A 22,785-nucleotide genomic window follows, 5' to 3' on the forward strand; every position below is an offset into this window, starting at 1 on the left:
CCGCACGTGATCGAAGGGACCGGCGCGCCCCCTGCGCCGGTCCCTTCGCTTTCCCCTGAGTCGGTGTGCCTCAGCCCTTCGTCGAGCCCGCGAGCAGACCGCGCACGAAGAACCTCTGCAGCGAGAGGAACACGATGAGCGGCACCACCAGGGCGATGAACGCGCCCGCCGTCAAGAGGAACCAGTCCTGCCCGCGGTTGCCCGTCATCTCGGCGAGGAGCTTCGTGATCGGCGCCACGGCGCCGTCCGCGAAGATGAGGGCGACCAGCAGGTCGTTCCACACCCACAGGAACTGGAAGATCGCGACCGAGGCGATGGCCGGCGTCGTGAGCGGCAGGACGATCCGGAAGAAGATCTGCCCGTGCCCCGCGCCGTCCACACGCGCCGCCTCCAGCACCTCGTTCGGGATCTCCGACACGAAGTTGTGGAGCAGGTAGATGATGAGCGGCAAGCCGAAGATCGTATGCGCGATCCACACCTGTGTGTACCCCGGTGAGCCGAAGGCCTGGATGACCGGCACGCCGAAGATCGTGCCGCGCGAGAAGAGGAGCAGGAGCGGCACGAGCGCCATCTGGATGGGGACGATCTGCAGCGCGAAGATCCCGATGAACAGGATGTTCTTGCCGCGGAAATCGATCCAGGCGAATGCGTAGGCCGCGAGCATCCCGATCGAGATGGGGATGACGACCGCGGGGATCGTGATGGCGAACGAGTTCACGAACGCCTCGGCCATGTTCAGCTGGCTGTTGCCGGACTGCAGCGCCGTGGCGTAGTTGTCGAGCGTCCAGCCCCAGTTCTGGAAGACCGTCCACCAGCCCGTTGTCTGGATGAGCTCGGCCGGCCGGAACGACGAGATGAACACGCCGAAGGTCGGGATCGTCCAGAAGATCGCGATGATGAGGGCGGCGATGGTCGCCCATCGCGAGGTGAGGCGACGCTTCGTGCGACCCAGCCCCTCTTCGGTCTTGCGCTCGCCGCGCTTGATTCGTCGGGCGTCTTCGTCGTCGATCGGGAGATCGACCGGTGCAACCGTCATCAGCGGGCCTCCCTCTGCTTCTTCAGCTGGATCGCGTTGTACACGATGATCGGCGTCACCAGCAGGAAGAGGATGACAGCGAACGCCGCAGAGCGACCCGCTTCGAAGTTCTTGAACTGCGTGTACATCTCGTTGGCGACGACCGAGGTGTTGTTCGCGCCCGCTGTCATGGTGCGGACGATGTCGAACACTTTGAGCGACCCGATCGAGATCGTGGTCAGGACGACGATGAGGGCACCCCGGATGCCCGGCACGATGACGTTCCAGAACTTCTGCCAGCCGTTCGTGCCGTCGAGTTCAGCCGCCTCGATCTGCTCGGTCGGGACGCCCTTGATCGCCGCGGACAGGAGCACCATCGCGAAGCCCGTCTGGATCCAGATGAACACGATGATCAGGAACAGCGTGTTCCACGGCTGCACCGCGAGGAAGTTGACGGGCTGCCCGCCGAACCAGACGATGATCTGGTTCAGGAAGCCGATCTGCGCGAGGTCGGCGGGACGGACGGCGTACATGAACCGCCAGATCACCGAGGCGCCGACGAACGAGATGGCCATCGGCATGAACACGAGGATCTTGTAGTATTTCTCACCGCGCGTCTTGTCGATGAAGTACGCGTACGCGAGTCCGGCGGCCGTCGAGACGATCGGCGCGATGATGACCCAGATCAGCGTGTTCACGATGACGCGGAGGTTCTGCGGGTTGGTGAAGATCCACGCGTAGTTGTCGAATCCCACGAAACGGGTGCTCGACGAGTTCATGAACGACTGCACCGTCGTCTGGATCGTCGGCACCACGAGTCCCACGAGGACGAGGAGCAGCGCAGGGGTCAGGAACCCGACCAGCTGGAAGAGCGACCCCTCGCCACCCTTTGCGCGCTTGTCGATGAAGAAGAAGAGGAGCCCGAGCACGGCTGCGACGGCGATCGCCCACTGGTAGGACTGCAGCAGCCAGAGGACGAGAGCGGGGCCCGCGATGCAGATCGCGAGCCGGATGATCGTGTACATCCGCCCCGAACGCGGCGCGATCTCGATGAAGAACAGGATCAGCGCGATGACGAGCAGGAAGACGAAGACGATGATCGGGATCTGGAGCCAGGGCGAGAGGGTGCTCAGCCACTGGAAGAAGGCGACGGCGGACATGGGATCCTTTCGAGCACTTCGACGGACTCGGCGGCAGCGGCGACGCACTGCGGTGTGGGAGCGGGGCCGCTCCGTCAGGAGCGGCCCCGCCTCACGCGCCGGCTAGCTGGAAGGCCAGCCGGACTCGATCTGCTGCAGCACCGTGTCGGTGTCGGTGCCGTTGACCCAGTCGACCATCCCCTTCCAGAACGTGCCCGACCCGACAGCCGACGGCATGAGGTCGGAGGCGTCGAAGCGGAACGTCGTCGTGTCGTCCTGCAGGATGGCGATGGCCTCCTTGAGGACGTTGCTCGAGGCGTTCTCCGGGTCGAGGCCCTTGTTGGCGCTGATGACGCCGCCGAGCGACACGCGGGAGTTCGCCCACTCCGGGCTCGACAGGTACTCCTGCACCTTGACGGTCGACTCCGAGTCGTCGAACGCGGCGACGATCTCGCCACCGCCCGTGACCACGGCACCGCCTTCGCCGCTGCCCGCCTCGAACGGCGGCAGCAGGAACGCCCAGATGTCGCCGTCCTCGGCTACCTCACCGCCCGCGTCGGACAGGAAGCCGTCGAAGAACGACGCCTGGTGGTGCAGGATGCAGTCGCCCGCGACCATCGCCGCAGCGGGGTCGGTGCCGAACGGAGTCGTGACGATCGTGTCGATGCCGCCGAAGCCGGCGTTGACGTAGTTCGGGTCCTGGATGATCTTGGCGAACTCATCGAACGCGGACTTGATCTGGGGGTCGGTGAACTTGACCTCGTTGGCGACCCATTGGTCGTAGACATCCGTGCCGGACTGGCGCAGCACGATGTCCTCGATCCAGTCGGTTCCCGGCCATCCCGTCGCCGCGTCCGACGCGAAGCCGACGCACCACGGCGGCTTGCCCGTCGCGGACTGGATCTCGGCCGTCAGATCCAGCAGGCCCTGCCAGTCGGTCGGCACCTCCCAGCCGTTCTCCTCGAAGAGCGAGGGCGAGTACCACACCCAGCCCTTGACGCTCGCCATGAGCGGTGCGCCGTAGAGGGTGTCGTCGACGGTCGCGTAGCCCGCCCAGTCATCGGTCCAGTACTCGGCGACGTTGTCTGCGACGCCTTCGGGTGCGGGCAACAGGTATCCGCGCGTCGCCATGTCGGCCATGAGACCCGGCTGCGGGAAGATCGCGATGTCGGGCGGGTTGCCGCCCTGGGCGCGAACCGCGATCTGCGCCTCGAACTCCTTCGATCCCTCGTACTGGATGTCGATGTCGTTCTCTTCTTCCCAATCCGCCCAGGACTCCTCCAGGAGCTCCTGCTCGGGAGTCACGATCGTGCCGTAGACGGTGACGACGTTGTCGTCTTCGCCGCCGCCTTCGTCGGTCTGACCAGGGCCGCCGGAGCATGCTGCGAGGGCGATCCCGGTCACACCCAGAACCGCGGCCGAGATGAGGGTGCGTCCTCGTCTCGATGTCTTCATGTGTCCTCCTCTTCGAGTGGTGCAGGGACGATACTCCCCCGGAAGCAGCACGCGAGAGCGTGCGGAACCGCTTCCAGGAGTCACGCTAGGGGATGCCGTGTTGCCGCACAACGCACGATCATCACAAGTCGATAACCCCGCATCCGCGGCACTTTCGCGGAGCGGCCGGGCTTCGGCATCCTGTAATCGGTTCCAGGTTTGGACGTGTCAGCCGCGCCATCGGCCGGCCGCGCGTCGCGCAGTGCGCAGGGCTCGGAGAGGAGTCGCATGGCCGGTATCGCCGACGTCGCACGCGCCGCCGGGGTCTCCAAAGCCACTGCGAGCCGCGCGCTCACGGGCAGCGGCTATGTGTCGGAGCCGACGAAGGCGCGTGTCCAGGAGGCGGCTGCGAAGCTCGGCTACGTGGCGTCGACCGCCGCCGTGAGCCTCGCGACCGGCAAGACGAAGAACGTGGGCGTCGTCATGCCCTACGTCAATCGCTGGTTCTTCGCCGAGGTGCTCGACGGCATCCAGGACGCGCTCCTGCGGCACGGCTACGACCTGACGCTGTACGACGCGCGTCCGGGCACGGAGGGCCGCGTCCGGGTGTTCGACGAGTTCCTCGCGCGGAAGAGATTCGACGGTCTCATCGCGGTCGGCCTGGAGCCGAGCGACAACGAGCTCGACCGTCTGATCGCGATCGGCCGGCCGCTCGTCAGCGTCGTGGGTGTGTCCGGCACGACGAGCGTCATCGCGCTGGACGACGTGAACGCCGCTCGGCGCGCGACCGAGCATCTGCTGGATCTCGGCCACACGAACATCGCGTTCGTCGGCGGCGGGGTCGAGGGCGGGGCGCACGTCGACGGCATCCGGCTCGAGGGGTACGAGGCCACGATGGCGGATGCCGGCCTCCCCGCATGCCACGTCCCGTCCCCCGCGAGCCTGCCGGGCGGCTATGCGGCCTCCGTCGACCTCCTCGGCGACGTGCGGCGCCGGCCCACCGGCATCGTCGCGACGTGCGACGAGGTCGCGATCGGCGCGATCATCGCGGCGCGCCGGCTCGGACTGCCCGTGCCGAGCTCGCTCAGCGTCGTCGGCATCGACAACCACGAGTACGCCGAGATGTTCTCCCTCACGACGCTGGAGCAGTCGCCCCGCGAACAGGGCGTCCATGCTGCGGAGCTCCTGCTGCAGCGCTTCCGAGACCCCGATGCGCCCGTCGTCGAGATGCGCCTCCAGGCGACGCTCATCGTGCGCAACTCGACGGCTCCGCCGGCCGGCATCCCCTCCGCCGCGGCGGGGGTGGCGACCACCCGCAGCGTGCCGTAGAAACACGGATGCCCCGGGCGCAAGCCCGGGGCATCCGTTCGCGAGAGAGCGAGATTACTTGAGGGTAACCGTCGCGCCGGCCTCCTGAAGGGCGGCCTGAGCCTTCTCGGCGGTCTCCTTGTTGGCGCCCTCGAGGACAGCCTTGGGAGCACCGTCGACGACGGCCTTCGCCTCACCGAGGCCGAGCGAGGTGAGCTCGCGGACGACCTTGATGACCTGGATCTTCTTGTCGCCGGCGGCCTCGAGGATGACGTCGAACGAGTCCTTCTCCTCGACCTCCTCGGCGGGCGCGCCACCGGCCGGCGCGCCGGCGGCGGCAACGGCCACGGGGGCGGCAGCGGTGACGTCGAAGGTCTCCTCGAACGCCTTGACGAACTCGCTGAGCTCGATGAGCGTGAGCTCCTTGAACGCGTCGAGCAGCTCCTCAGTGCTGAGCTTTGCCATGATGATTCTCCTTGATATGGGTTTGCTACGCCGAGGCCCGATGTCAGGCCGCGGACTCCTGCTTCTCGCGCAGCGCGTCGACCGTGCGGACGGCCTTCGACGGGAGCGCATTGAAGACGTATGCCGCCTTGGTCAGCGAGGCCTTCATCGCGCCGGCGAGCTTCGCCAGCAGGACTTCACGGCTCTCGAGGTCGGCGAGCTTGTTGACCTCGTCCGCGCTCAGGGGGTTTCCGTCGAAGAAACCGCCCTTGATCACGAGAAGAGGGTGTGCCTTGGCGAAGGCACGCAGACCCTTCGCGACGGCGACCGGGTCGCCGTGCACGAACGCGATGGCCGACGGACCCTTGAGGTCGTCGTCCAGCGACGTGATCCCCGCGTTGTTCGCGGCGATCTTGGTCAGCGTGTTCTTCACCACGGCGTACTCCGCGTCCTGACGGATGCTGTTGCGCAGCTGCTTGAGCTGGGCAACCGTCAGACCGCGGTACTCGGTCAGCAGAACGGCGGTCGAGTCCTCGAAGTTCTTCGTGAGCTCGGCGACCGATGCTTCCTTCTGCGCCATGGCCACTCCTTGTGTGTACGAGACGCTCCGCGATGGCGGGGCGCCGGCCGAAGGCTCCCGGTCATCTGCTCTCGTCACGGCAAAGAAAAAGCTCCGGCGCAAGCGCACGGAGCAGAATCCTGAATTCAGGAGAATCGTTCGTGACACCTGCGCGGGCCCCTGCAGAGCAGTGCTTCGATCTTCGTACGTTCACACGCACGACGATGACCGGCGGTCTTCGGCTCCTTCCAGGGTACGGGATGCCGCCTCGCGCGCCAAATCGAGCACAGTCAAGGGGTTCCGTGCGTCCGATGCGCTGAATAGGCTCGCCCGCAACGGGTGTCAACGAGGACGCCCGAACGGAAGGGAAGACGATGTACCCATCTCCACCACTTTCCAGGCGCGCCACGACGGCCATGATCGCGACGACGGCGATCGCGGCACTGGCACTCATCCCCGCAGGCGGAGCGTTCGCGGCTCCGACCCAGGCGTGTGAGACGCGCACGAACAACACGTACGAGAAGCTCCTCTCGTGCGTGACCGTCGACGGGGTCCTCGAGCACGAGGAGGCGCTCCAGGCCATCGCGGACGCCAACGGCGGCACCCGCGCGGCCGGAACCCCGGGCTACACGGCGAGCGTCGAGTACGTGGTCGACACGCTCGAGGCGGCCGGGTGGAACGTCGAGCTCGACTCGTTCGACTTCACCTTCGTGCCGCCGCCCCTGCTGGAGCAGCTGACGCCGGTCGCCGCCGAGTACGACTCCGGCACGTTCACGGGAACGGGCTACGGCGAGGTCACGGGGAACGTGATCCCAGTCGACATCGTGCTCACGCCGCCGCGCGACCCGGTCACGAGCGCGTGCGAGCCGACCGACTTCAACGGTCTCGACTTCACCGGCCCGAACGACATCGCCCTCATCCAGCGCGGCACATGCGAGTTCGGCGTCAAGGCGACCAACGCGCAGAACGCCGGCGCCGAGGCAGTGATCATCTTCAACCAAGGCAACACGGAACTCCGCTCGGGCCTTGTGACCGGCACGCTGTTCGGCATCAACCAGACGCCGCTCAACATCCCGGTCGTCGGGGCGAGCTTCGCCGACGGTGCAGCACTCGCTCAGGCGGGTTCGACGGCGCACATCGTCGTCGACGAGCCGGAGCCGCGTCCGCAGGTCAACGTCATCGCGGAGCTGCCCGGCAAGAACGACTCCAACGTCGTCATGGCCGGTGCGCACCTCGACTCGGTTCTGGCCGGTCCCGGCATCAACGACAACGGCAGCGGCTCGTCGGCACTCCTCGAGATCGCTCAGAACATCTCCAAGCTCAAGCCGGAGAACACCATCCGCTTCGCGTGGTGGGGTGCCGAAGAAGGCGGCCTGCTCGGATCCCACGCGTGGGTCGACGAGCAGGTCCTGGAGGGCACGCTCGGCGAGGTCGCGCTCTACCTGAACTTCGACATGGTGGCTTCGCCCAACTACATCTTCATGGTGTACGACAGCGACGAATCGGGCTGGGATGCTCCGGCAGGCGTACCGATCCCTGAGGGCTCCATCGCGATCGAGGACCTGTTCGAGAGCTACTACACCTGGGCGGGCGTGCCGTACGACGACGCGCAGTTCAGCGGACGCAGCGACTACCAGGGCTTCATCGAGGAAGGCATTCCGGCAGGTGGTCTGTTCACGGGCGCCGAGGTGCCCAAGACGGAGCTGCAGGCCGAGATCTGGGGCGGTGAGGCGGGCCAGCAGTACGACCCGTGCTACCACCTGGCGTGCGACGACATCGACAACCTCGCGCTGGACGCGCTCGACGTCAACTCCGACGCCATCGCGGCGGCCGTGCTGACGTACGCGTACTCCACCGAGTCGGTCAACGGCGTCGCGGGCAAGAAGGTGCCCGGGAAGTTCGCGTTCCCGGTCCCGGCCGGTCCCGAGGGCACGGTGAACCTCCCGTAGTGGCGGACACGACAAGCGCGCGGCGCCATCGACGCAGTCGATGAGCCGAGCGGGGCGGGGATGCCGATCGGCATCCCCGCCTTCGTGTGCCCGGCAGTGCCCGGCTCAGCAGGCGGGACGCGTCAGGGCGCGCCGTCGACCGGGATTCCGAGCTCGTCCGCGGCGACGGAGATGCGGTTGGCGAGCTCGACGTCCTTGTGCGTCAGCCCGCCGGCGGAGTGCGTGAACAGGTGCACGCCCACGCGGGAGTAGCGGACGTCCACGTCGGGATGATGGTTCGCCTGCTCCGCGAGCTCCGCGATCGCGGCGAACAGGCGGGCACCCGTCGCGAAGTCGCCCGTCGCGTAGTCGATGCGCGCACCGTCGTCGCCCGCGCGCCAGCCGTCGGCGCCCGCCTGCGCGCGGAACTCGTCTGCCGGGATCGTGTCCATGCTCCGACTCTTCCACTCCCGATCCGGATCGCAACCCCCTGGCCGGAAGGGGCAGCCCCGCGCGTCAGGGACCGCGCAAGCGAGGGTTCCGTAGGCTGTGGGCGATGCCACTGTTCATCCGCCCCACCTCGATCCCGTCCATCGTGGCCGCGGAGGAAGCGATCTCGAGCGGGAAGTCACCCAAGGCCGCCGCCGGCTACCGCACCGCGGACGATCATCTGCGCGAGCTCCGCGCGGACTACGGAAGACTGTCCCGCTGGCTCTTCGGCATCCTGGGCACGGCGGGCGCCCTGGGAGCGGGACTCGTCGCCGGGGTTTCGATCGATCTCCTGGCCGAAGGCCAGGTCGTCCTCGGATCAGTGCTGATCCTCGTCGCGAGCGGGGTGGCCGCGGCGTCGGCGTGGCTCCTCATCGCGCTTCACCGCACAGGCCGTCGTCTCGTGCACGCCCTGGCCTACTGGGCGGGATACCCGTTCCGGACCGGCCAGCGGAAGCCGGCAGGAAGTCGTGACTTCTTCGTGCGCCTCGGCCCCGACTCCGACCTCTACGCCCGCATGCTCACGTCGGCGATCGCGGCGCTCTGGTCCGCGTTCGCGGTCTCGATGATCCGGTTCGGCATCGCGGAGTACCCGACGCCCGCCGTCACCGTGATCGCCTCGGCGTGGCTGGTGACGCTCGTCTGCGTCGCGATCGGACAGTACGGGGGCGTCCTCCGCGTGCAGCGGGGCTACCGAGCGGGGTCCGCTGCGAGCGAGTGACCTGCTCCGCGTGGCACGCCCGCACGCGTCGGCGGCGCGGCGTACGGTGGATGACGTGACACCCGAACTCGCCGCCCGCATCGTCGCGGACTCCCGCGACCGGGTCGCATGGGTGCGCGCACGATCGCGGGGCATCACGGCGACGGATGTCGCGACCCTGACCTCGAGCAACGCGATCCGCCGCGCCGCTGACGCCAAGCTCATGGGCTCGGGGTTCTCCGGCAACGCGTACACGGCTCACGGCCGCGCCCGCGAGCCCGAGATCGCGGCCTGGGTCGCGGCGACCCACGGCATCCAGCCGTCGTCGGCCCTCTTCCACGCTGTCGTCGAGAAGCGGCACCTGGCAACCCCCGACGGCATCGCGATCGACGCTTCGGGTCGCGTGCTGCTCGCCGAGATCAAGACGACGAACAAGCAGTGGCGCAGCATCCCGCGGTCGTATCTGCGGCAGGTGTGGTGGCAGCAGCACGTCCTCGGCGCGGAGCGCACGCTCGTCGCGTGGGAGGAGCACAGCGACTTCGTGCCCGTGGGCGACGAACCGCGCTGCGCCTGGGTCGACCGCGACGAGGCCGAGATCGCCCAGCTCGTGCGCCTCGCGACGGCGCTGATCGACGAGCTGCACCGCCGGCACCTGGCCGGGCGGGCTACGGAAGGCGACCGGATGCTGCGCCCCGAGGCGCCCCGTCAGCCCTACCGCGCGCTGGCCCTCGCCGACTGACCGCGATCAGCCGAGGGTCGTCACGACGCGCTCCTCGGCGTTCCACACGCGCAGGCCCGTCGCCTCGCCGACGACATGCGCGGCGCGGATCGTCCGCAGCGCCGTCGCGAGCCGGAACGTCGTCAGGCCGCGCGCGAGAGTGACGTGCGGCGTCCATCTGTCCGGACCGGTGTTGGTGTAGCGCGGCTCGGGCGGGCCGGCGATCGAGGCCACCTCGCGGTGCAGGCTCAGCAGCGCGGCGCTCACGACGACCTGACGCGTGAGGACGAATCGTTCGCGGTGGCCGAGCAGGAGCGTGCCTCCGAGCTCGAGCCGGACGGGCAGGCGGTCCACGAGGCCTGCGAATGCCGACGGTTCCACGCGGTCGCGCACGGCGAGGGTGATGTGCGGGCGATTGCTCGGGGCGGGATTGCGTCCGGAGCTCGGGAGGTCGGCGGCGAGCAGCCGGTCCCAATCCTCGCGCACGGCGGCCTCGGTCTCGGGATCGAGGAGGAGCTCGACGCTGAACATTCCCTCATCCTGCTCCTCCCCCGCCGCCTGCGGTTCGCGGGGCGTCTCCGAGGGTGCGCAGGAATAGTTGACACAGATCAACGATTGAACGTATAGTTGACCTTTCTCAACTGTTGACGATCGTCAACCACCTTCGCGCCGCCGCCGCCGCACACCACCGATCAACTCCGATCCGAAGGATCCGCATGTCTGCTGTCTCCACTGCGCCGGACGCGGTCGAGAGCGCTCCCCGCCCCGCGCGGGAAGTCCTCCCCGCCCTCTCCGGTCTCCTGCTCGGCATGTTCGTGTCGATGCTGGCCTCCACCGTCGTCTCGACCTCGCTGCCCGTCATCATCCACGACCTCGAGGGCAACCAGACGGCCTTCACGTGGGTCGTCACATCGACGCTGCTCACCACCGCGATCTCCACCCCCGTCTGGGGCAAGCTCGCCGACCTCTTCAACCGCAAGGTCCTCATCCAGCTCGCGATCGCGATCTTCGTCCTCGCGACCGCCGCGGCCGGGTTCTCGCAGTCGCCCGAGATGCTCATCGCCTTCCGCGCCGTGCAGGGCATCGGCGCCGGCGGTCTGGCGGCCCTCAGCCAGGTCATCATGGCCGACATCATCAGCCCGCGCGAGCGCGGCCGGTACATGGGCCTCTTCGGTGCCGTCATGGCCGTCGCGACCATCGGCGGACCGCTGCTGGGCGGCGTCATCACCGACTCGCTCGGCTGGCGCTGGAACTTCTTCGTCGCGCTGCCGTTCGCGGTGCTGGCGCTCATCATCCTGCAGCGCACGCTCCACCTCCCGGCGCGTGCCAAGCAGAAGGTCCGCATCGACTACCTCGGCATCGTGCTGCTCTCCGTCGGCGTGTCGCTGCTGCTCATCTGGGTCACGCTCGCAGGCGACTCGTTCGACTGGTGGAGCACCGAGACGGTCCTCATGGTCGGCGGCGCGATCCTCGCCACGGCCCTCTTCATCCTGGTCGAGCTGCGCTCGAAGGAGCCGCTCATCCCGCTCTCGATGTTCCGCAACCGTACCTTCACGCTGTCGGTCATCGCGTCCATCGCGACGGGCATCGCGATGTTCGGAGCATCCGTCTTCCTCAGCCAGTACATGCAGCTCGCGCGCGGCGCGACGCCGACCGAGGCGGGCGTCATGACGATCCCCATGATCGCGGGTCTGCTGATCTCGTCGATCGGCGTGGGCGCGCTCATCACGCGCTTCGGCCAGTGGAAGCCGTACCTCATCGTCGGCTCGGTGTTCCTCATCGCGGGCTCGTACCTGCTGTCGACGATCCACTACGACACGAACTTCGCGCTCGTCTCGCTCTACATGTTCCTGCTCGGCGCGGGCGTCGGCATGACGATGCAGAACCTCGTCCTGGTCGTGCAGAACACCTCGAAGCCGACCGAGATAGGGGTCGCGAGCTCGGGCGTGACGTTCTTCCGCAGCCTCGGCGGCACGATCGGCGTCTCGGTCATGGGCGCCGCGCTGGCCGCGAGCGTCACCGACCTCGTCGCGGGCGCGAAGGACGACCTGACCGCCGCGATCATGAGCCTGGGCGCGAAGGGTGCGGAGGTCGCGCAGCAGCTGCAGAGCGGGACGCTCCCGCAGGTGTCGACGATGCCCGAGCCCGTCCGCATCATCTTCGAGGACATCTACGCGCAGGGCATCTCGCACTCGTTCCTCATCGCCGTGCCGTTCGCCGTCATCAGCCTCATCGCGATCCTGTTCCTGCCGAACAAGCCGCTGACGCGCATGACCACGAGCGAGCGCATCCAGGCGAGCGAGGCCGACTTCGCGACGGTGTCCGTCGCCGAGGGCATGGACGCGCTGACCGCGACGGGCGACGCCCCGGCCGACCGCGACTCGGCCCGGACGACCGCGACGGATGCCGCGGCCGAGGCTCCGACGCACCGCTAATGTCGATCGCGATGACCGAACCCGAGGCCCCCGAGGCCCGCACCCAGGCGGTGCGGGCCCTCGAGGCCGAGTTCGGGGAGCTCTTCACGCAGGTCCGCCGCGTCATGTCCGAGTCGGCGCACCGCGTGAGCCCCGGCATGCTGCCCGGCGCCTACAAGGTCTTCACGACGATCGTGCGCCGCGGGACGACGACGATCTCGGCCCTGGCCGAAACGCTGCTGGCCGACAAGGGCCAGATCAGCCGCACGGTCCGCGAGCTCGAGGCCCTCGGTCTCGTCAGCCGCGCCCCCGACCCCGAGGACGGGCGCTCGATGCTCCTCTCCCCGACGCCGGAGGGCCTCGAACGGCTGTCCGCGGCGCGCCATCCGCGCGAGAGCGGGTTCATCGATGCGCTCGACACGTGGGAGCTCGCCGACATCGTCCGGCTCACCGAGCTGCTGCACGCCCTCTCGAGCGGCATCAAGCCCTGACGCCCCGCCGGGTGACGGCATCCGATGCTTAGCCGCTCGGTAGCAGTCGCGTAACACGGGCGAGACATTCACGGGGTTGGATGGTCTCATCCACACGGCAACCAGTGCTGCCAACGTCGACATGCACGGGGAAGGAGCGACGGATGCGATTCCGGCCGCTGCGACAGTCATCGCCCTACCGAGGCGAGCCCATCGAGATGCCCGACCCGCCCGAGCTCATGCGCGCCATGGTCATGGACGGCCCCGGCGATGTCGACGCGCTGCGCGAGGCATCCGTCCCCGTCCCGTCACCCGTCATGAGCGAGCTGCTCGTGCGGGTCGTCGCAGCCGGCATCAATCCGATCGACGCCAAGACGCGGGCGGGCAAGGGCGTCGCCTCCGCGATCGCGTCGTACCCCGCCGTGCTCGGCTACGACTTCAGCGGCGTCGTCGTGAAATCGCCGTACGAGTCGCATGCCTTCCCGCCCGGCACGGAGGTGTTCGGGATGCTGTCGTTCCCCCGCTCCCCCGGGTCCTACGGCGAGTACGCCGTCGTGCCGACCCTCTCGGTCGCGCGGAAGCCCGCCTCGCTCTCGCACGTCGAGGCGGCCGGCGTCCCGCTCGCCGCGCTCACGGCGTGGGGCCTCGTCGTCGAGACGGCGCACGCCCACGAGGGCCAGCGCATGCTCATCCACGCGGGCAGCGGCGGAGTCGGCCACTTCGCCGTGCAGCTCGCCGCGTACTTCGGGGCCCACGTCACGGCGACGGGCTCCGCGGCCAACGCGTCCTGGCTGCGCGAGCTGGGAGCCTCGACGGTCATCGACCACACGTCCACCCGCTTCGAGGAGGTCGTGCCCGAGGTCGACGTCGTGATCGACCTCGTCGGGAACGTGCACGCGAACACCGGCACGCGGTCGCTGAGCGTCGTCCGCCCCGGCGGGCTGTACGTCCTCGTCCCGACGGGCTCGTTCCCGGGGTACGCCGAGGCTGCTGCGGCGGCGCACGTCCGCGCGACGAGCTACAAGGTCACGGCGGACGGCACAGCGCTCGCCACCGTCGGCCGGCTGCTGGACTCGGGCGCCGTCCAGATCTACATCGACCGCGTCTTCGATCTCGCCGAGGCGCCGGCCGCGCACGCGCTGCTCGAGGAGGGGCACACGCGGGGCAAGATCGTCCTGCGCGTCAGCGACGACTGATCACGGCGTGAGGACGCGCCGGCCCTCCGTGACGATCTCCTCCGCGATCGCCTCGAGGAGAGGCGAGCGAAGATTCCACTGCTGCCAGTACAGCGGCACGTCGACGGGAGCTCCGCCGAGGCGCACGAGCCGCCCGTCGGCGAGCTCCTCCTCCGACTGGAATCCGGGCAGCAGCCCCCAGCCGAGCCCGAGCTTGATGGCCGTCGCGAAGTCGTTCGATGCGGGCACGTAGCTGCGCGGCGGCGCCACGGGGTCGATCCCGCTCGCCGCGAGCCACTGCGACTGCAGGTCGTCGCGCCGATCGAAGTCCACGAGCGGCGCCGCCGCGAGCGCCCCGGCCGTCGGCCCGTCCGGGAGCCACCGGGCCACGTAGCCCGGCGTCGCGACGGCCTCATACCGCATCATGCCGAGCGGGCTCACGCGGCACCCCGCGACCGGGGCGGCGCGAGACGTGACGGCACCCATGACCGTGCCCGCCTCCAGCAGTCTCGCGGTGAAGTCCTGATCGTCGCGATGCAGCTCGAAGACGATGGGATGCCGCTCCCCCAGCCGCGCCAGCGGCTCGAGGAACCACGTCGCGAGCGAATCCGCGTTGACGGCGAGCGGGACCGAGACGAGCGGGTGCTCGTCGTCGCCCTCGCCGAGTGCGGCGAGGGCGTCGTGCTCGAGCAGCGCGACCTGCCGCGCGAGCCGCACGACCGATGCTCCCGAGTCGGTCGCGCGGACCGGCTTGGACCGCACGAGGAGCACGCGCCCGAGCTGCTCCTCGAGCGCTTTGATGCGCTGGCTGACGGCGGACGGGGTGACGTGTAGACGGCGGGCTGCGGCATCCAGGGATCCCTCGTCGATCACGACGGAGAGCGTCTCGGCGAGTTCGAACGGGATCTTCACGTAAGTCAGGCTAATGCAGCTGAAGAATGATGAGCTGGACTTCACTGAGGCCGCTGCCTACCGTCGAAGGGTGATCTCCCCTGTGCTCGCCGGTCTCGGCCTGGGTCTCTCGCTCATCGTCGCGATCGGCGCGCAGAACCTCTTCGTGCTCCGGCAGGGGCTCCGCCGAGAGCATGTCTTCGTCGTGGCGGCCATCTGCGCGCTGTCGGATGCCGCGCTCATCGTTCTGGGCGTCTCAGGCGTGGGCTTCGTCCTTCAGGCGGTTCCGTGGCTCATCGACGCCGTGCGCTGGGCGGGCGCCGCGTTCCTCGTCGCGTACGGGCTGCTCGCCGCCAAGCGCGCCTGGCGTCCGTCGGGAGAGACCCTCGACGGCATCGAGGAGCCCGACGTGCGCGGGGTGAGCACGTCGGGGCATGCAGCGGATCCGACGGACGACGGAGTGCCCGAGCCCGCCGTCTCGGCATCCCTCGTCCGCGAGGACGTCCGCACCGCGACGACTCCCACGGGCCGGTCGCGCCCGCTCCCGGTCATCGCGACGTGCCTGGCCCTCACGTGGCTCAACCCGCACGTGTACCTCGACACCGTCTTCCTCCTCGGCACCGTGGCGAACACGCACGGCGACGCGCGCTGGCTGTTCGCGGCGGGGGCGATGACGGCGAGCGTCCTGTGGTTCTTCGGTCTCGCGTTCGGCGCGCGCTTCCTCAGCCGCTGGCTCTCGACGCCGCGCGCGTGGCGCGTCCTCGACGCCGTGATCGCGGTCGTCATGATCGGCCTGGGGATCTCGCTCGTCGTCTCGGCCTGAGCGCCGGCCGCGCCGGACTCGCGCAGCCTGGTCCGCGCGATCGCTGAGGCCCGCGTGTTTTCGCGGCCCCGACGAGGAGTTCGTGACAACCTGCGGGAGTTCGGCGCGCTGCGTGGCGACTCAGCCCTCGATCTGCTGCTTCCGGGCGAGGATGAGGGCCCGCACGAGATCGTCGGGCAGGGGATCGGTCGGCTGGAACCGGATCGTCCCCTTGTCGAGCCCCGTGTTCGGCACGGCCCGGACCGCGTCCGCGACGGCTGAGACAGCATCCGGACTGAACGGATAGATGCCGATGTGCTTCTGCGTCCGCTTCACCGACACGAGGGGCTTCCCACGGTAGACGAGGGCCGGCATGCCGTATCCCGTGCCCTGCTCGGCATCCGGAGCCTCCTCGCGCGCGATCTCGTAGACGCGCGCGACGACCCCGCGATCGGCGGGGTCGAGCTCGTTCAGGTAGTCGTCGACGGTTCCCATGGAGGCATCCTGGCACTCCCCATGTGCCGGGTGACAGCGCGAAGCGGCACGATAGAGGCATGAAGCGCGTGCACGTCGTCGTCTCGGGTGACGTCCAGGGCGTCGGCTACCGCTACACGATGCGGATCGTCGCGATGGAGGCGGGGGTCGCGGGCTGGGTGCGCAACCGCCGCGACGGGACGGTCGAGGCCGAGGTCGAGGGCACGGACGAGCAGGTCGACGAGGTCCTCGCCTGGATGGCCCAGGGACCTCCCGGGTCGGTCGTCGCCAACGCGTCGGTCTCGGATGCCGAGCCCACCGGCGAGCGCGGCTTCCAGGTCCGCGGCAGCGCCTGACCGGTCGAGCGCGGCTCGTGCCGGGCGTGCGTCCGCGGCGAGACGCCAGAAGATCGGGCTTCCCGCCGTCGAGATGCCACAACTTCTGGCATCGGGCTCAGCGGGGAACGCCCGCCGCGAGCTCCGCGGCGAGACGCCAGAAGATCGCGCATCCCGCCGTCGAGATGCCACAACTTCTGGCATCGCGGTCAGCGGGGAACGCCCGCCGCAAGCTCCGCGAAGACCTCGGCGGCGTCGTCCCGGACAGCGAGCGCCGACGCCTGCCCCGCCCACAGCGACAGCAGGTCGCCGTCGCCACTTCTTGCGGCCGCTGCCCGGAAGACGCCGGTGAGCCAGTTCTGCGCGGGGAACGGCGCGATGATCCCCGCCGTCTCGATCGTGCGCATCGTGCGGTTCGGGATGCCGCGCGCCAGCCTCCCGCTCATGGCCCGCGTGAGGACGGTGTCGGTGTCACTGGCGCGCGCGATCGCCGCGCGATGCGCGTCGGTCGCGGCGGACTGACGCGTGCGCAGGAACGCCGTCCCCACCTGCACGCCGGACGCGCCGAGCGCGAAGGCGGCTGCGACACCGCGGCGGTCCGCGATCCCGCCCGCCGCGATGACGGGCACGCCCACGGCGTCGACGACCTGGGGCACGAGGGCGAAGGTGCCGACGAGCGAGTCCTCCGCGGGGCGCAGCCACGACACACGATGCCCCGCGGCCTCGGCGCCCGTCGCGACGATCGCGTCGACTTCGGCCTTGTCGAGAGCGCGCGCCTCGGCGACGGTCGTCGCGGTACCGATGATCCGGATGCCGCGCCCCCGCGCCGCGTCGACGAGCGCGGCATCCGGCACGCCGAAGACGACGCTGAGCACGGCGGGCGCCGCCTCGAGCACGGCGTCGAGCTGATCCTGGATGAACGGCAGGAATGCGGCAAGTGGAGTGGGCGCCGCGACGCCCGCAGCCTCGAACAGCGGCGAGAGCGCCGCGAGCGACGGCTCGAGATCGACATCCGAGGGAATCACCTCGTCGCCCGTCGGGAGCCAGAGGTTCACCGCGAACGGCTTGTCGGTCGCGGCACGCAGCTGCGCGATCGTGTCGTGGATGCGCTCCCGCGTGTAGCCGTACAGCCCGTACGACCCGAGGCCGCCGAGCTCGCTCACCGATGTCGTCAGCTCGACGGACGAGAGCCCGCCGAACGGTCCGAGCACGATCGGCTCGTCGATCCCGAACACGTCCTGCAGTCGCTCTGTCACGCCCACGACGCTACTCGCGCCCGTCGTCGCGGGCTCTTGTGTGACGGCTTGAGCACAACGTCGCTGAATCGACTCGACACGCCGCGCGTCGGCATCCGGAACCGTGCAGACGCCTCCGATCGGCGACGTTGTGCACGCGACACGGCGACGTTGTCCGCACGGCGCGCGACGCCGGAACGCAGAAGGGGCCCCGCCTTGCGGCGGAGCCCCTTCGAAGATCCGTGGATCAGAGAGCGTTGACGTCCAGCGGGATGCCGGGGCCGAACGTGGTCGACACGGCGCCCTTCTGGATATAGCGGCCCTTCGAGCTCGACGGCTTGAGGCGGACGATCTCCTCGAGCGCGGCGTGCAGGTTCTCGTTGAGCTGGTCAGCCGAGAACGAGGCCTTGCCGACGACGAAGTGCACGTTGGCGTGCTTGTCGACGCGGAACTCGATCTTGCCGCCCTTGATCTCCTCGACGGCCTTGGCCGGGTTGGGCGTCACGGTGCCGGTCTTCGGGTTGGGCATGAGGCCGCGGGGGCCGAGCACCTTGCCGAGACGGCCGACCTGGCCCATGAGTTCGGGCGTCGCGACGGCCGCGTCGAACGCGGTCCAGCCGCCGGCGACCTTCTCGATGAGCTCGGCGCCGCCGACCTCGTCAGCGCCTGCGGCGATGGCGGCCTCGGCGGCCGGGCCCGTCGCGAAGACGATGACGCGGGCGGTCTTGCCCGTGCCGTGCGGGAGGATGACGGTGCCGCGCACCATCTGGTCGGCCTTGCGAGGGTCGACCGAGAGCTTGAGCGCGACCTCGACGGTCGAGTCGAACTTCGCCGATCCGGTCTCCTTCGCCAGGGCGACGGCCTCGGTGGGCGTGTAGAACTTGTCAGCCGCGATCTTGGCGGCGGCGGCCTGGTAGGCCTTGGACTTCGTAGCCATTGTGGTTATCCCCCTCAGTCCTCGACCGTGATGCCCATGGAACGGGCGGTGCCGGCGATGATCAGCGAGGCGGCCTCGATGTCGTTCGCGTTCAGGTCGGGCATCTTCGTCTCGGCGATCTGGCGGACCTGCTCCTTCGAGAGCTTCGCGACCTTGACCGTGTGAGGCGTCTTCGAGCCCTTCTGGACGCCCGCAGCCTTCTTGATGAGCTCAGCGGCCGGCGGGGTCTTCAGGATGAACGTGAAGCTGCGGTCCTCGTAGACGGTGATCTCCACGGGGATGACGTTGCCGCGCTGCGACTCGGTCGCGGCGTTGTACGCCTTGCAGAACTCCATGATGTTGACGCCGTGCTGACCGAGCGCGGGGCCGATCGGCGGGGCCGGGTTGGCGGCGCCGGCGTTGATCTGGAGCTTGATCAGGCCGGTCACCTTCTTCTTCGGTGCCATGTTCCTCTTCCTTTCGAGCGCCCTGTAGGGGCGCGCTTCCACGGCCGGGCTCGCCCCGGAAGTGGTGGTGGATCGTCGCGTGACACGCACGCAACCGCATAAGTCTACCGGATGCTGCGCCCAGCCTCGAACGGAAGGCGCCGGTCACCCGGTGAAAAGAGAGGAGCGGATGCTGACAGCATCCGCTCCTCCCGATGTTCAGTGGTTCAGAGCTTCGTGACCTGATCGAAGCTGAGCTCGACGGGGGTCTCGCGCTCGAAGAGCGAGACGAGGACCGTGAGCTTGCCGCTTTCGGGCTTGATCTCGCTGATCGTGCCGGGAAGACCCGCGAACGAGCCCTCCTTGATCGTGATCGTCTCGCCGACCTCGAAGTCGACCTCGGCGGGGATGACCCGCGCAGCCGCGGCGGCGCCCTTCTTGGCGGCGCCGGCCTTGGCCGGGGCGGTCTCCTTGATCTCGACGAGGCTCTTCAGCATGTTGAAGGCCTCCTCGAAGCGGAGGGGCGTCGGGTTGTGCGCGTTGCCCACGAAGCCGGTGACACCGGGAGTGTGGCGGACGACGGACCAGGTGTCCTCGTTGAGCTCCATGCGGACGAGCACGTAGCCGGGGATCCGGACGCGCGTGACCATCTTGCGCTGCCCGTTCTTGATCTCGACGACGTCCTCCATCGGGACCTCGATCTGGTAGATCTCCTCTTCGACCTCGAGCGTCGACTTGCGCTGCTCGATGTTGGCCTTCACCTTGCGCTCGAAGCCGGCGTAGGAGTGGATGACGTACCACTTGCCCGGCAGCGACCGCAGCTCGGTGCGGAAGACCTCGTACGGGTCCTCGTCCTCGTCGTCGCCGATGAACTCGTCGTCGAAGACGGGGGCGTCGGGGTCGCCGTTCACGTCGGGGCCGTCGTACGGGTCGACGTCGTCGGCCGCGGCGGCGACGCGCTCGGCGGCCTCCTCCGCGATGGAGTCGTTGAGGACCTCGGCCGCGGCCTCGGTCTCGGCCGCTTCGTCCAGGTTCAGTGCGTCGTTCACGATGGCGTCCGCCTCGGGGTCGTCGATGTCGATGTCGTCCAGGTCGGCGAGGCCTTCGTCATCGGACTCGTCGACCACGTGCAGGGCCAGGTGCTCGGCTGCTTCGACCGAGCGCTCCTCGGCGGCAAGCACGTTGCCCTCCTGCGCTTCGTCGTCCTCCGAGGACTGCTCGGCGGCCGTCGCCCAATCGGCGTCGTCGACATATCTTTCAGACACTTCGTTCTCTTCCGTTTCGTGGGGCCGATCGCTGTCGGCACCCGCGTCGCTCCACAGGTGGGAGCTACGCGCCCGCCGGCACGCCGAAGACGATGGTCGTCAGCCAGACGAACAGCAGATCGAGGCCGTACACGAGCGCCATCATGACGACGACGAAGCCGAGCACGACTGCCGTGAACTTCACGAGCTCCTGGCGCGTCGGCGTGACGACCTTCCGGAGCTCCGCGAAGACCTGGCGGATGAAGAGCGCAATGCGCGCGAAGAAGCCGGGCTTCTTCTCGCGGGGTGCGGTCGCCTCGCTCTTCGCGGCGACGACTTCGCCCTTCGGCTCGTCTTGAACCATCGAACCCACCTGATTACCTTCCGTGTGCCAGCTTCCGCTGACGCGCAGGGCGGACAGGAATCGAACCTGCAACCTGCGGTTTTGGAGACCGCTGCTCTGCCAATTGAGCTACCGCCCTAGAGACCCGGAGGCCTCGGGATGTCCGCACTTCTCCGCCGTGTCCTGTCTTTCAGGGGCTTTGCCCGGGACTCGGGCACAGCAGAGGATTGCAGACTTCAACTGCATCAACGAGTGTACGGCATGCCTTCACGGCCCGCGAACCGACGCACGTCCCGGGCATGTCAGTAGTCGGCGACGCCGTAGCGCTCGGGCTCGGCGCCGCGGCGGAACGCCCTTCCGCTGACGGCCGTGGGCTCGATGCGCACGAAGTTGTATTTCAGGGTGGGCAGCCACGGCTGCAGCGGCAGGCGATCGGCCGCGGCTACCTCCTCCGACGTCGCCAGTCGGCGCGCGTGCCCGCGGACGACGACGCTCCAGGCATCCTCGTCCGTGTGCTCGTCCACCTCGAAGAGGACCTCGTCGTTGACCGTCAGCTCGAACAGCTTGCTGCCCTCGGCGGTGCGGAAGACGATCGTCCCGCGGTCGACGACGTAGTTCACGGGGAAGATGTCGAGCACGTCCCCCACGTGCGTCACGAGGCGCCCCAGCTCGTCGCCGGCCAGGAGCGACCAGCACTCGTCGTCGCTGAGCACCTTCAGTGGATTCGTCGTCTGCGTGTCGTCGTTCACGACTCCATCCTTACGCGTCGCGAGCGCGCGCGACAGACTCGTCGGGCCGAGCGGCCGTCGAGATCGCCCGAATGACCGAGCGGATGCTGTCACGCCGGTCGTACGCGCGATGTCGGCGCCCCGCGACCCGCGCGCGTCGCGGCTGACCCGTCGCTCCCTCGGGATCGAGGCGTCCGCCGCGACGGCGCGATCAGCCGATGCGGATGAGTTTCTTGTTGACGAACTCGTCGGCGCCGAGGAGACCGAGCTCACGCGACGTGCCGGAGCGCTTGACGCCGCCGAAGGGCAGCTCGGGGCCGTCGGCGAGCACGAGGTTGACGTAGACCATTCCCGCGTCGATCTTGTCGGCGATGCGGGCGGCCTGCTCCTCGTCGGTCGTGAAGACATACGACCCGAGACCGAAGCTCGTGTCGTTCGCGAGCGTCACCGCCTCGTCCTCGTCCGCCACGCGATACACGACGCCGACGGGCCCGAAGAACTCCTCGCGGTAGGCGTCCATGTCTCTCGTGACGCCCGTGAGCACGGTGGGCGCGTAGAACGCGCCGTCGCGCGTTCCGCCGGCGACGAGCGTCGCTCCCTGCGAGACGGCCTTGTCGACCTGCTCCGCGAGCCGCTCGGCCGCCGTGAGCGACGACAGCGGCCCCAGGACCGTGTCCTCCTCGGTGGGGTCGCCGACCTTCGCCGCCGTCATGGCCGCGGTGAACTTCTCGAGGAACTGCTCGTAGAGGCCGTCCACGACGATGAACCGCTTGGCGGCGTTGCACGACTGGCCCGTGTTGTCCAGGCGCGCGTCGACGGCCGACTGGACCGTCGCGTCGAGGTCGTCGGTCGACAGCAGGATGAACGGGTCGGAGCCGCCGAGCTCGAGCGCGACCTTCTTGAGGTTGCGGCCCGCGATCTCTGCGACGGCGGCGCCCGCGCGCTCGGACCCCGTGACCGAGACGCCCTGCACGCGGCGGTCGGCGATGACGACGGCTGCCTGGTCGTTCGTCGCGTAGATGTTCGTGTAGACGCCGTCGCCGAGTCCCGCGTCCCGGTAGACGGCCTCGATCGCCGCGGCCGACTCGGGGCACTGCGGAGCGTGCTTGAGGAGGATCGTGTTGCCGACGACGATGTTCGGCGCCGCGAAGCGGGCGACCTGGTAGTACGGGAAGTTCCACGGCATGATCCCGAGGAGCACGCCGAGCGGCGAGCGGCGGATGACGGCCGTCCCGTCGCCCTCGATGTCCAGCGGCTGGTCGCCCGTGACCTTGTCAGCGTGGTCGGCGTAGTACTCGGTGATGTCGGCCGCGAAGTCGACCTCGGCGAGCGCGGCGGCCAGCGGCTTGCCCATCTCGCGCACGATGAGAGCCGCGAGCTCGTCGCGACGCTCGCGGTGCAGCTCGGCCGCGCGACGCACGCGCGCGGCGCGCTCGGCGACCGGCACGTTGCGCCACGTGCGGTAGGCGGCATCCGCCGACGCGATGGCGCCCTCCAGCGCCTCGTCGGTGATCGTCGGGTAGGTCGCGAGGGTCTCGCCCGTGGCCGGATTGACGACGGTGTATTCGCTCATGTGGG

The 22,785-nt window shown here is 69.0% G+C and carries 25 protein-coding genes and 1 tRNA gene; 9 read left to right on the forward strand and 17 right to left on the reverse strand.

Features of this window, described 5'->3' with window-relative positions; genetic code table 11:
* Positions 1-70: 70 nt before the first annotated feature.
* From ABZ477_RS05320 to ABZ477_RS05330, 3 genes are all read right to left on the reverse strand, one after another.
* Complete coding sequence (locus tag ABZ477_RS05320) at positions 71-1,036, reverse strand: carbohydrate ABC transporter permease (RefSeq protein WP_360128971.1); 966 nt, start codon at positions 1,034-1,036, stop codon at positions 71-73.
* Entirely contained in the window at positions 1,036-2,175 is a 1,140-nt protein-coding gene (locus ABZ477_RS05325) for a sugar ABC transporter permease (RefSeq protein ID WP_360128974.1), read from the reverse strand. Before ABZ477_RS05325 ends, ABZ477_RS05320 begins: the two co-directional genes overlap by 1 nt.
* A gap of 102 nt (positions 2,176-2,277) precedes the next feature.
* A complete protein-coding gene (locus ABZ477_RS05330) occupies positions 2,278-3,609 on the reverse strand; it encodes an ABC transporter substrate-binding protein (RefSeq protein ID WP_360128977.1) in 1,332 nt (443 codons plus the stop codon).
* A gap of 267 nt (positions 3,610-3,876) precedes the next feature.
* Between ABZ477_RS05330 and ABZ477_RS05335 the strand changes: the two genes are divergently transcribed.
* Positions 3,877-4,917 (forward strand): LacI family DNA-binding transcriptional regulator, encoded by a 1,041-nt coding sequence (locus ABZ477_RS05335; protein WP_360128980.1) that lies wholly within the window; start codon positions 3,877-3,879, stop codon positions 4,915-4,917.
* A gap of 54 nt (positions 4,918-4,971) precedes the next feature.
* Here the strand turns inward: ABZ477_RS05335 and rplL are convergent, their stop codons facing one another.
* Both rplL and rplJ read right to left on the reverse strand, forming a co-directional pair.
* Positions 4,972-5,361 (reverse strand): 50S ribosomal protein L7/L12, encoded by a 390-nt coding sequence (gene rplL / locus ABZ477_RS05340; protein WP_165128292.1) that lies wholly within the window; start codon positions 5,359-5,361, stop codon positions 4,972-4,974.
* Between the two features lie 43 nt (positions 5,362-5,404).
* Entirely contained in the window at positions 5,405-5,920 is a 516-nt protein-coding gene (rplJ, locus tag ABZ477_RS05345; RefSeq protein ID WP_360128984.1) for a 50S ribosomal protein L10, read from the reverse strand.
* A gap of 395 nt (positions 5,921-6,315) precedes the next feature.
* Between rplJ and ABZ477_RS05350 the strand changes: the two genes are divergently transcribed.
* A complete protein-coding gene (locus ABZ477_RS05350) occupies positions 6,316-7,848 on the forward strand; it encodes a M28 family peptidase (RefSeq protein ID WP_360128987.1) in 1,533 nt (510 codons plus the stop codon).
* Positions 7,849-7,970: 122 nt separating this feature from the next.
* On the opposite strand, the gene ABZ477_RS05355 is transcribed toward ABZ477_RS05350, so the two are convergent.
* On the reverse strand, positions 7,971-8,279 hold the full coding sequence (locus tag ABZ477_RS05355; RefSeq protein ID WP_360128990.1) for a 4a-hydroxytetrahydrobiopterin dehydratase: 309 nt from the start codon (positions 8,277-8,279) through the stop codon (positions 7,971-7,973).
* Positions 8,280-8,383: 104 nt separating this feature from the next.
* Here ABZ477_RS05355 and ABZ477_RS05360 point away from each other — a divergent pair, with 104 nt between their 5' ends.
* Together ABZ477_RS05360 and ABZ477_RS05365 are read left to right on the forward strand one after the other, a co-directional pair.
* A complete protein-coding gene (locus tag ABZ477_RS05360) occupies positions 8,384-9,037 on the forward strand; it encodes a hypothetical protein (RefSeq protein WP_360128993.1) in 654 nt (217 codons plus the stop codon).
* A 55-nt stretch (positions 9,038-9,092) separates the two neighbouring features.
* Positions 9,093-9,755 (forward strand): YqaJ viral recombinase family protein, encoded by a 663-nt coding sequence (locus tag ABZ477_RS05365; protein WP_360128996.1) that lies wholly within the window; start codon positions 9,093-9,095, stop codon positions 9,753-9,755.
* Positions 9,756-9,761: 6 nt separating this feature from the next.
* On the opposite strand, the gene ABZ477_RS05370 is transcribed toward ABZ477_RS05365, so the two are convergent.
* Positions 9,762-10,265 (reverse strand): 2'-5' RNA ligase family protein, encoded by a 504-nt coding sequence (locus ABZ477_RS05370; protein WP_360128999.1) that lies wholly within the window; start codon positions 10,263-10,265, stop codon positions 9,762-9,764.
* 185 nt (positions 10,266-10,450) lie between these two features.
* Between ABZ477_RS05370 and ABZ477_RS05375 the strand changes: the two genes are divergently transcribed.
* From ABZ477_RS05375 to ABZ477_RS05385, 3 genes are all read left to right on the forward strand, one after another.
* A complete protein-coding gene (locus ABZ477_RS05375) occupies positions 10,451-12,169 on the forward strand; it encodes an MDR family MFS transporter (RefSeq protein WP_360129002.1) in 1,719 nt (572 codons plus the stop codon).
* 11 nt (positions 12,170-12,180) lie between these two features.
* Positions 12,181-12,639 carry a MarR family transcriptional regulator gene (locus ABZ477_RS05380; protein WP_360129005.1) on the forward strand — a complete coding sequence of 153 codons (459 nt, stop codon included), beginning with the start codon at positions 12,181-12,183 and terminating at the stop codon, positions 12,637-12,639.
* Positions 12,640-12,782: 143 nt separating this feature from the next.
* Positions 12,783-13,814 carry an NADP-dependent oxidoreductase gene (locus tag ABZ477_RS05385; protein WP_360129008.1) on the forward strand — a complete coding sequence of 344 codons (1,032 nt, stop codon included), beginning with the start codon at positions 12,783-12,785 and terminating at the stop codon, positions 13,812-13,814.
* On the opposite strand, the gene ABZ477_RS05390 is transcribed toward ABZ477_RS05385, so the two are convergent.
* Complete coding sequence (locus tag ABZ477_RS05390) at positions 13,815-14,705, reverse strand: LysR family transcriptional regulator ArgP (protein WP_360129011.1); 891 nt, start codon at positions 14,703-14,705, stop codon at positions 13,815-13,817.
* Between the two features lie 70 nt (positions 14,706-14,775).
* On the opposite strand from ABZ477_RS05390, the gene ABZ477_RS05395 reads away from it, so the two are divergent.
* Positions 14,776-15,507 (forward strand): LysE/ArgO family amino acid transporter, encoded by a 732-nt coding sequence (locus ABZ477_RS05395; RefSeq protein WP_360129014.1) that lies wholly within the window; start codon positions 14,776-14,778, stop codon positions 15,505-15,507.
* Positions 15,508-15,627: 120 nt separating this feature from the next.
* Here the strand turns inward: ABZ477_RS05395 and ABZ477_RS05400 are convergent, their stop codons facing one another.
* On the reverse strand, positions 15,628-15,981 hold the full coding sequence (locus ABZ477_RS05400) for a DUF1801 domain-containing protein (protein WP_360129017.1): 354 nt from the start codon (positions 15,979-15,981) through the stop codon (positions 15,628-15,630).
* Positions 15,982-16,040: 59 nt separating this feature from the next.
* On the opposite strand from ABZ477_RS05400, the gene ABZ477_RS05405 reads away from it, so the two are divergent.
* Positions 16,041-16,316 carry an acylphosphatase gene (locus tag ABZ477_RS05405; RefSeq protein ID WP_360129020.1) on the forward strand — a complete coding sequence of 92 codons (276 nt, stop codon included), beginning with the start codon at positions 16,041-16,043 and terminating at the stop codon, positions 16,314-16,316.
* 188 nt (positions 16,317-16,504) lie between these two features.
* Here the strand turns inward: ABZ477_RS05405 and ABZ477_RS05410 are convergent, their stop codons facing one another.
* The 8 genes from ABZ477_RS05410 to ABZ477_RS05445 form a co-directional block, all read right to left on the reverse strand.
* Positions 16,505-17,551 carry a nitronate monooxygenase gene (locus ABZ477_RS05410; protein ID WP_360129023.1) on the reverse strand — a complete coding sequence of 349 codons (1,047 nt, stop codon included), beginning with the start codon at positions 17,549-17,551 and terminating at the stop codon, positions 16,505-16,507.
* A 226-nt stretch (positions 17,552-17,777) separates the two neighbouring features.
* A complete protein-coding gene (gene rplA / locus ABZ477_RS05415) occupies positions 17,778-18,467 on the reverse strand; it encodes a 50S ribosomal protein L1 (protein WP_360129026.1) in 690 nt (229 codons plus the stop codon).
* Positions 18,468-18,481: 14 nt separating this feature from the next.
* Positions 18,482-18,913, reverse strand: coding sequence for a 50S ribosomal protein L11 (gene rplK / locus ABZ477_RS05420; RefSeq protein WP_360129029.1), 432 nt, complete (start codon positions 18,911-18,913; stop codon positions 18,482-18,484).
* 206 nt (positions 18,914-19,119) lie between these two features.
* Positions 19,120-20,157: a transcription termination/antitermination protein NusG gene (gene nusG / locus ABZ477_RS05425; RefSeq protein ID WP_360129032.1), complete on the reverse strand. Its 1,038-nt coding sequence runs from the start codon at positions 20,155-20,157 to the stop codon at positions 19,120-19,122.
* 64 nt (positions 20,158-20,221) lie between these two features.
* Positions 20,222-20,500 carry a preprotein translocase subunit SecE gene (gene secE, locus ABZ477_RS05430; RefSeq protein ID WP_360129035.1) on the reverse strand — a complete coding sequence of 93 codons (279 nt, stop codon included), beginning with the start codon at positions 20,498-20,500 and terminating at the stop codon, positions 20,222-20,224.
* A 45-nt stretch (positions 20,501-20,545) separates the two neighbouring features.
* Positions 20,546-20,618, reverse strand: a tRNA-Trp gene (locus tag ABZ477_RS05435).
* 163 nt (positions 20,619-20,781) lie between these two features.
* Positions 20,782-21,228, reverse strand: a complete 447-nt coding sequence (locus ABZ477_RS05440) for a pyridoxamine 5'-phosphate oxidase family protein (RefSeq protein WP_360129038.1) — start codon at positions 21,226-21,228, stop codon at positions 20,782-20,784.
* Positions 21,229-21,418: 190 nt separating this feature from the next.
* Positions 21,419-22,780 carry an NAD-dependent succinate-semialdehyde dehydrogenase gene (locus ABZ477_RS05445; RefSeq protein ID WP_360129041.1) on the reverse strand — a complete coding sequence of 454 codons (1,362 nt, stop codon included), beginning with the start codon at positions 22,778-22,780 and terminating at the stop codon, positions 21,419-21,421.
* Between the last annotated feature and the right edge of the window lie 5 nt (positions 22,781-22,785).

It is taken from the genome of Microbacterium sp. NPDC019599 (assembly GCF_040632175.1).
Taxonomy (GTDB): domain Bacteria; phylum Actinomycetota; class Actinomycetes; order Actinomycetales; family Microbacteriaceae; genus Microbacterium.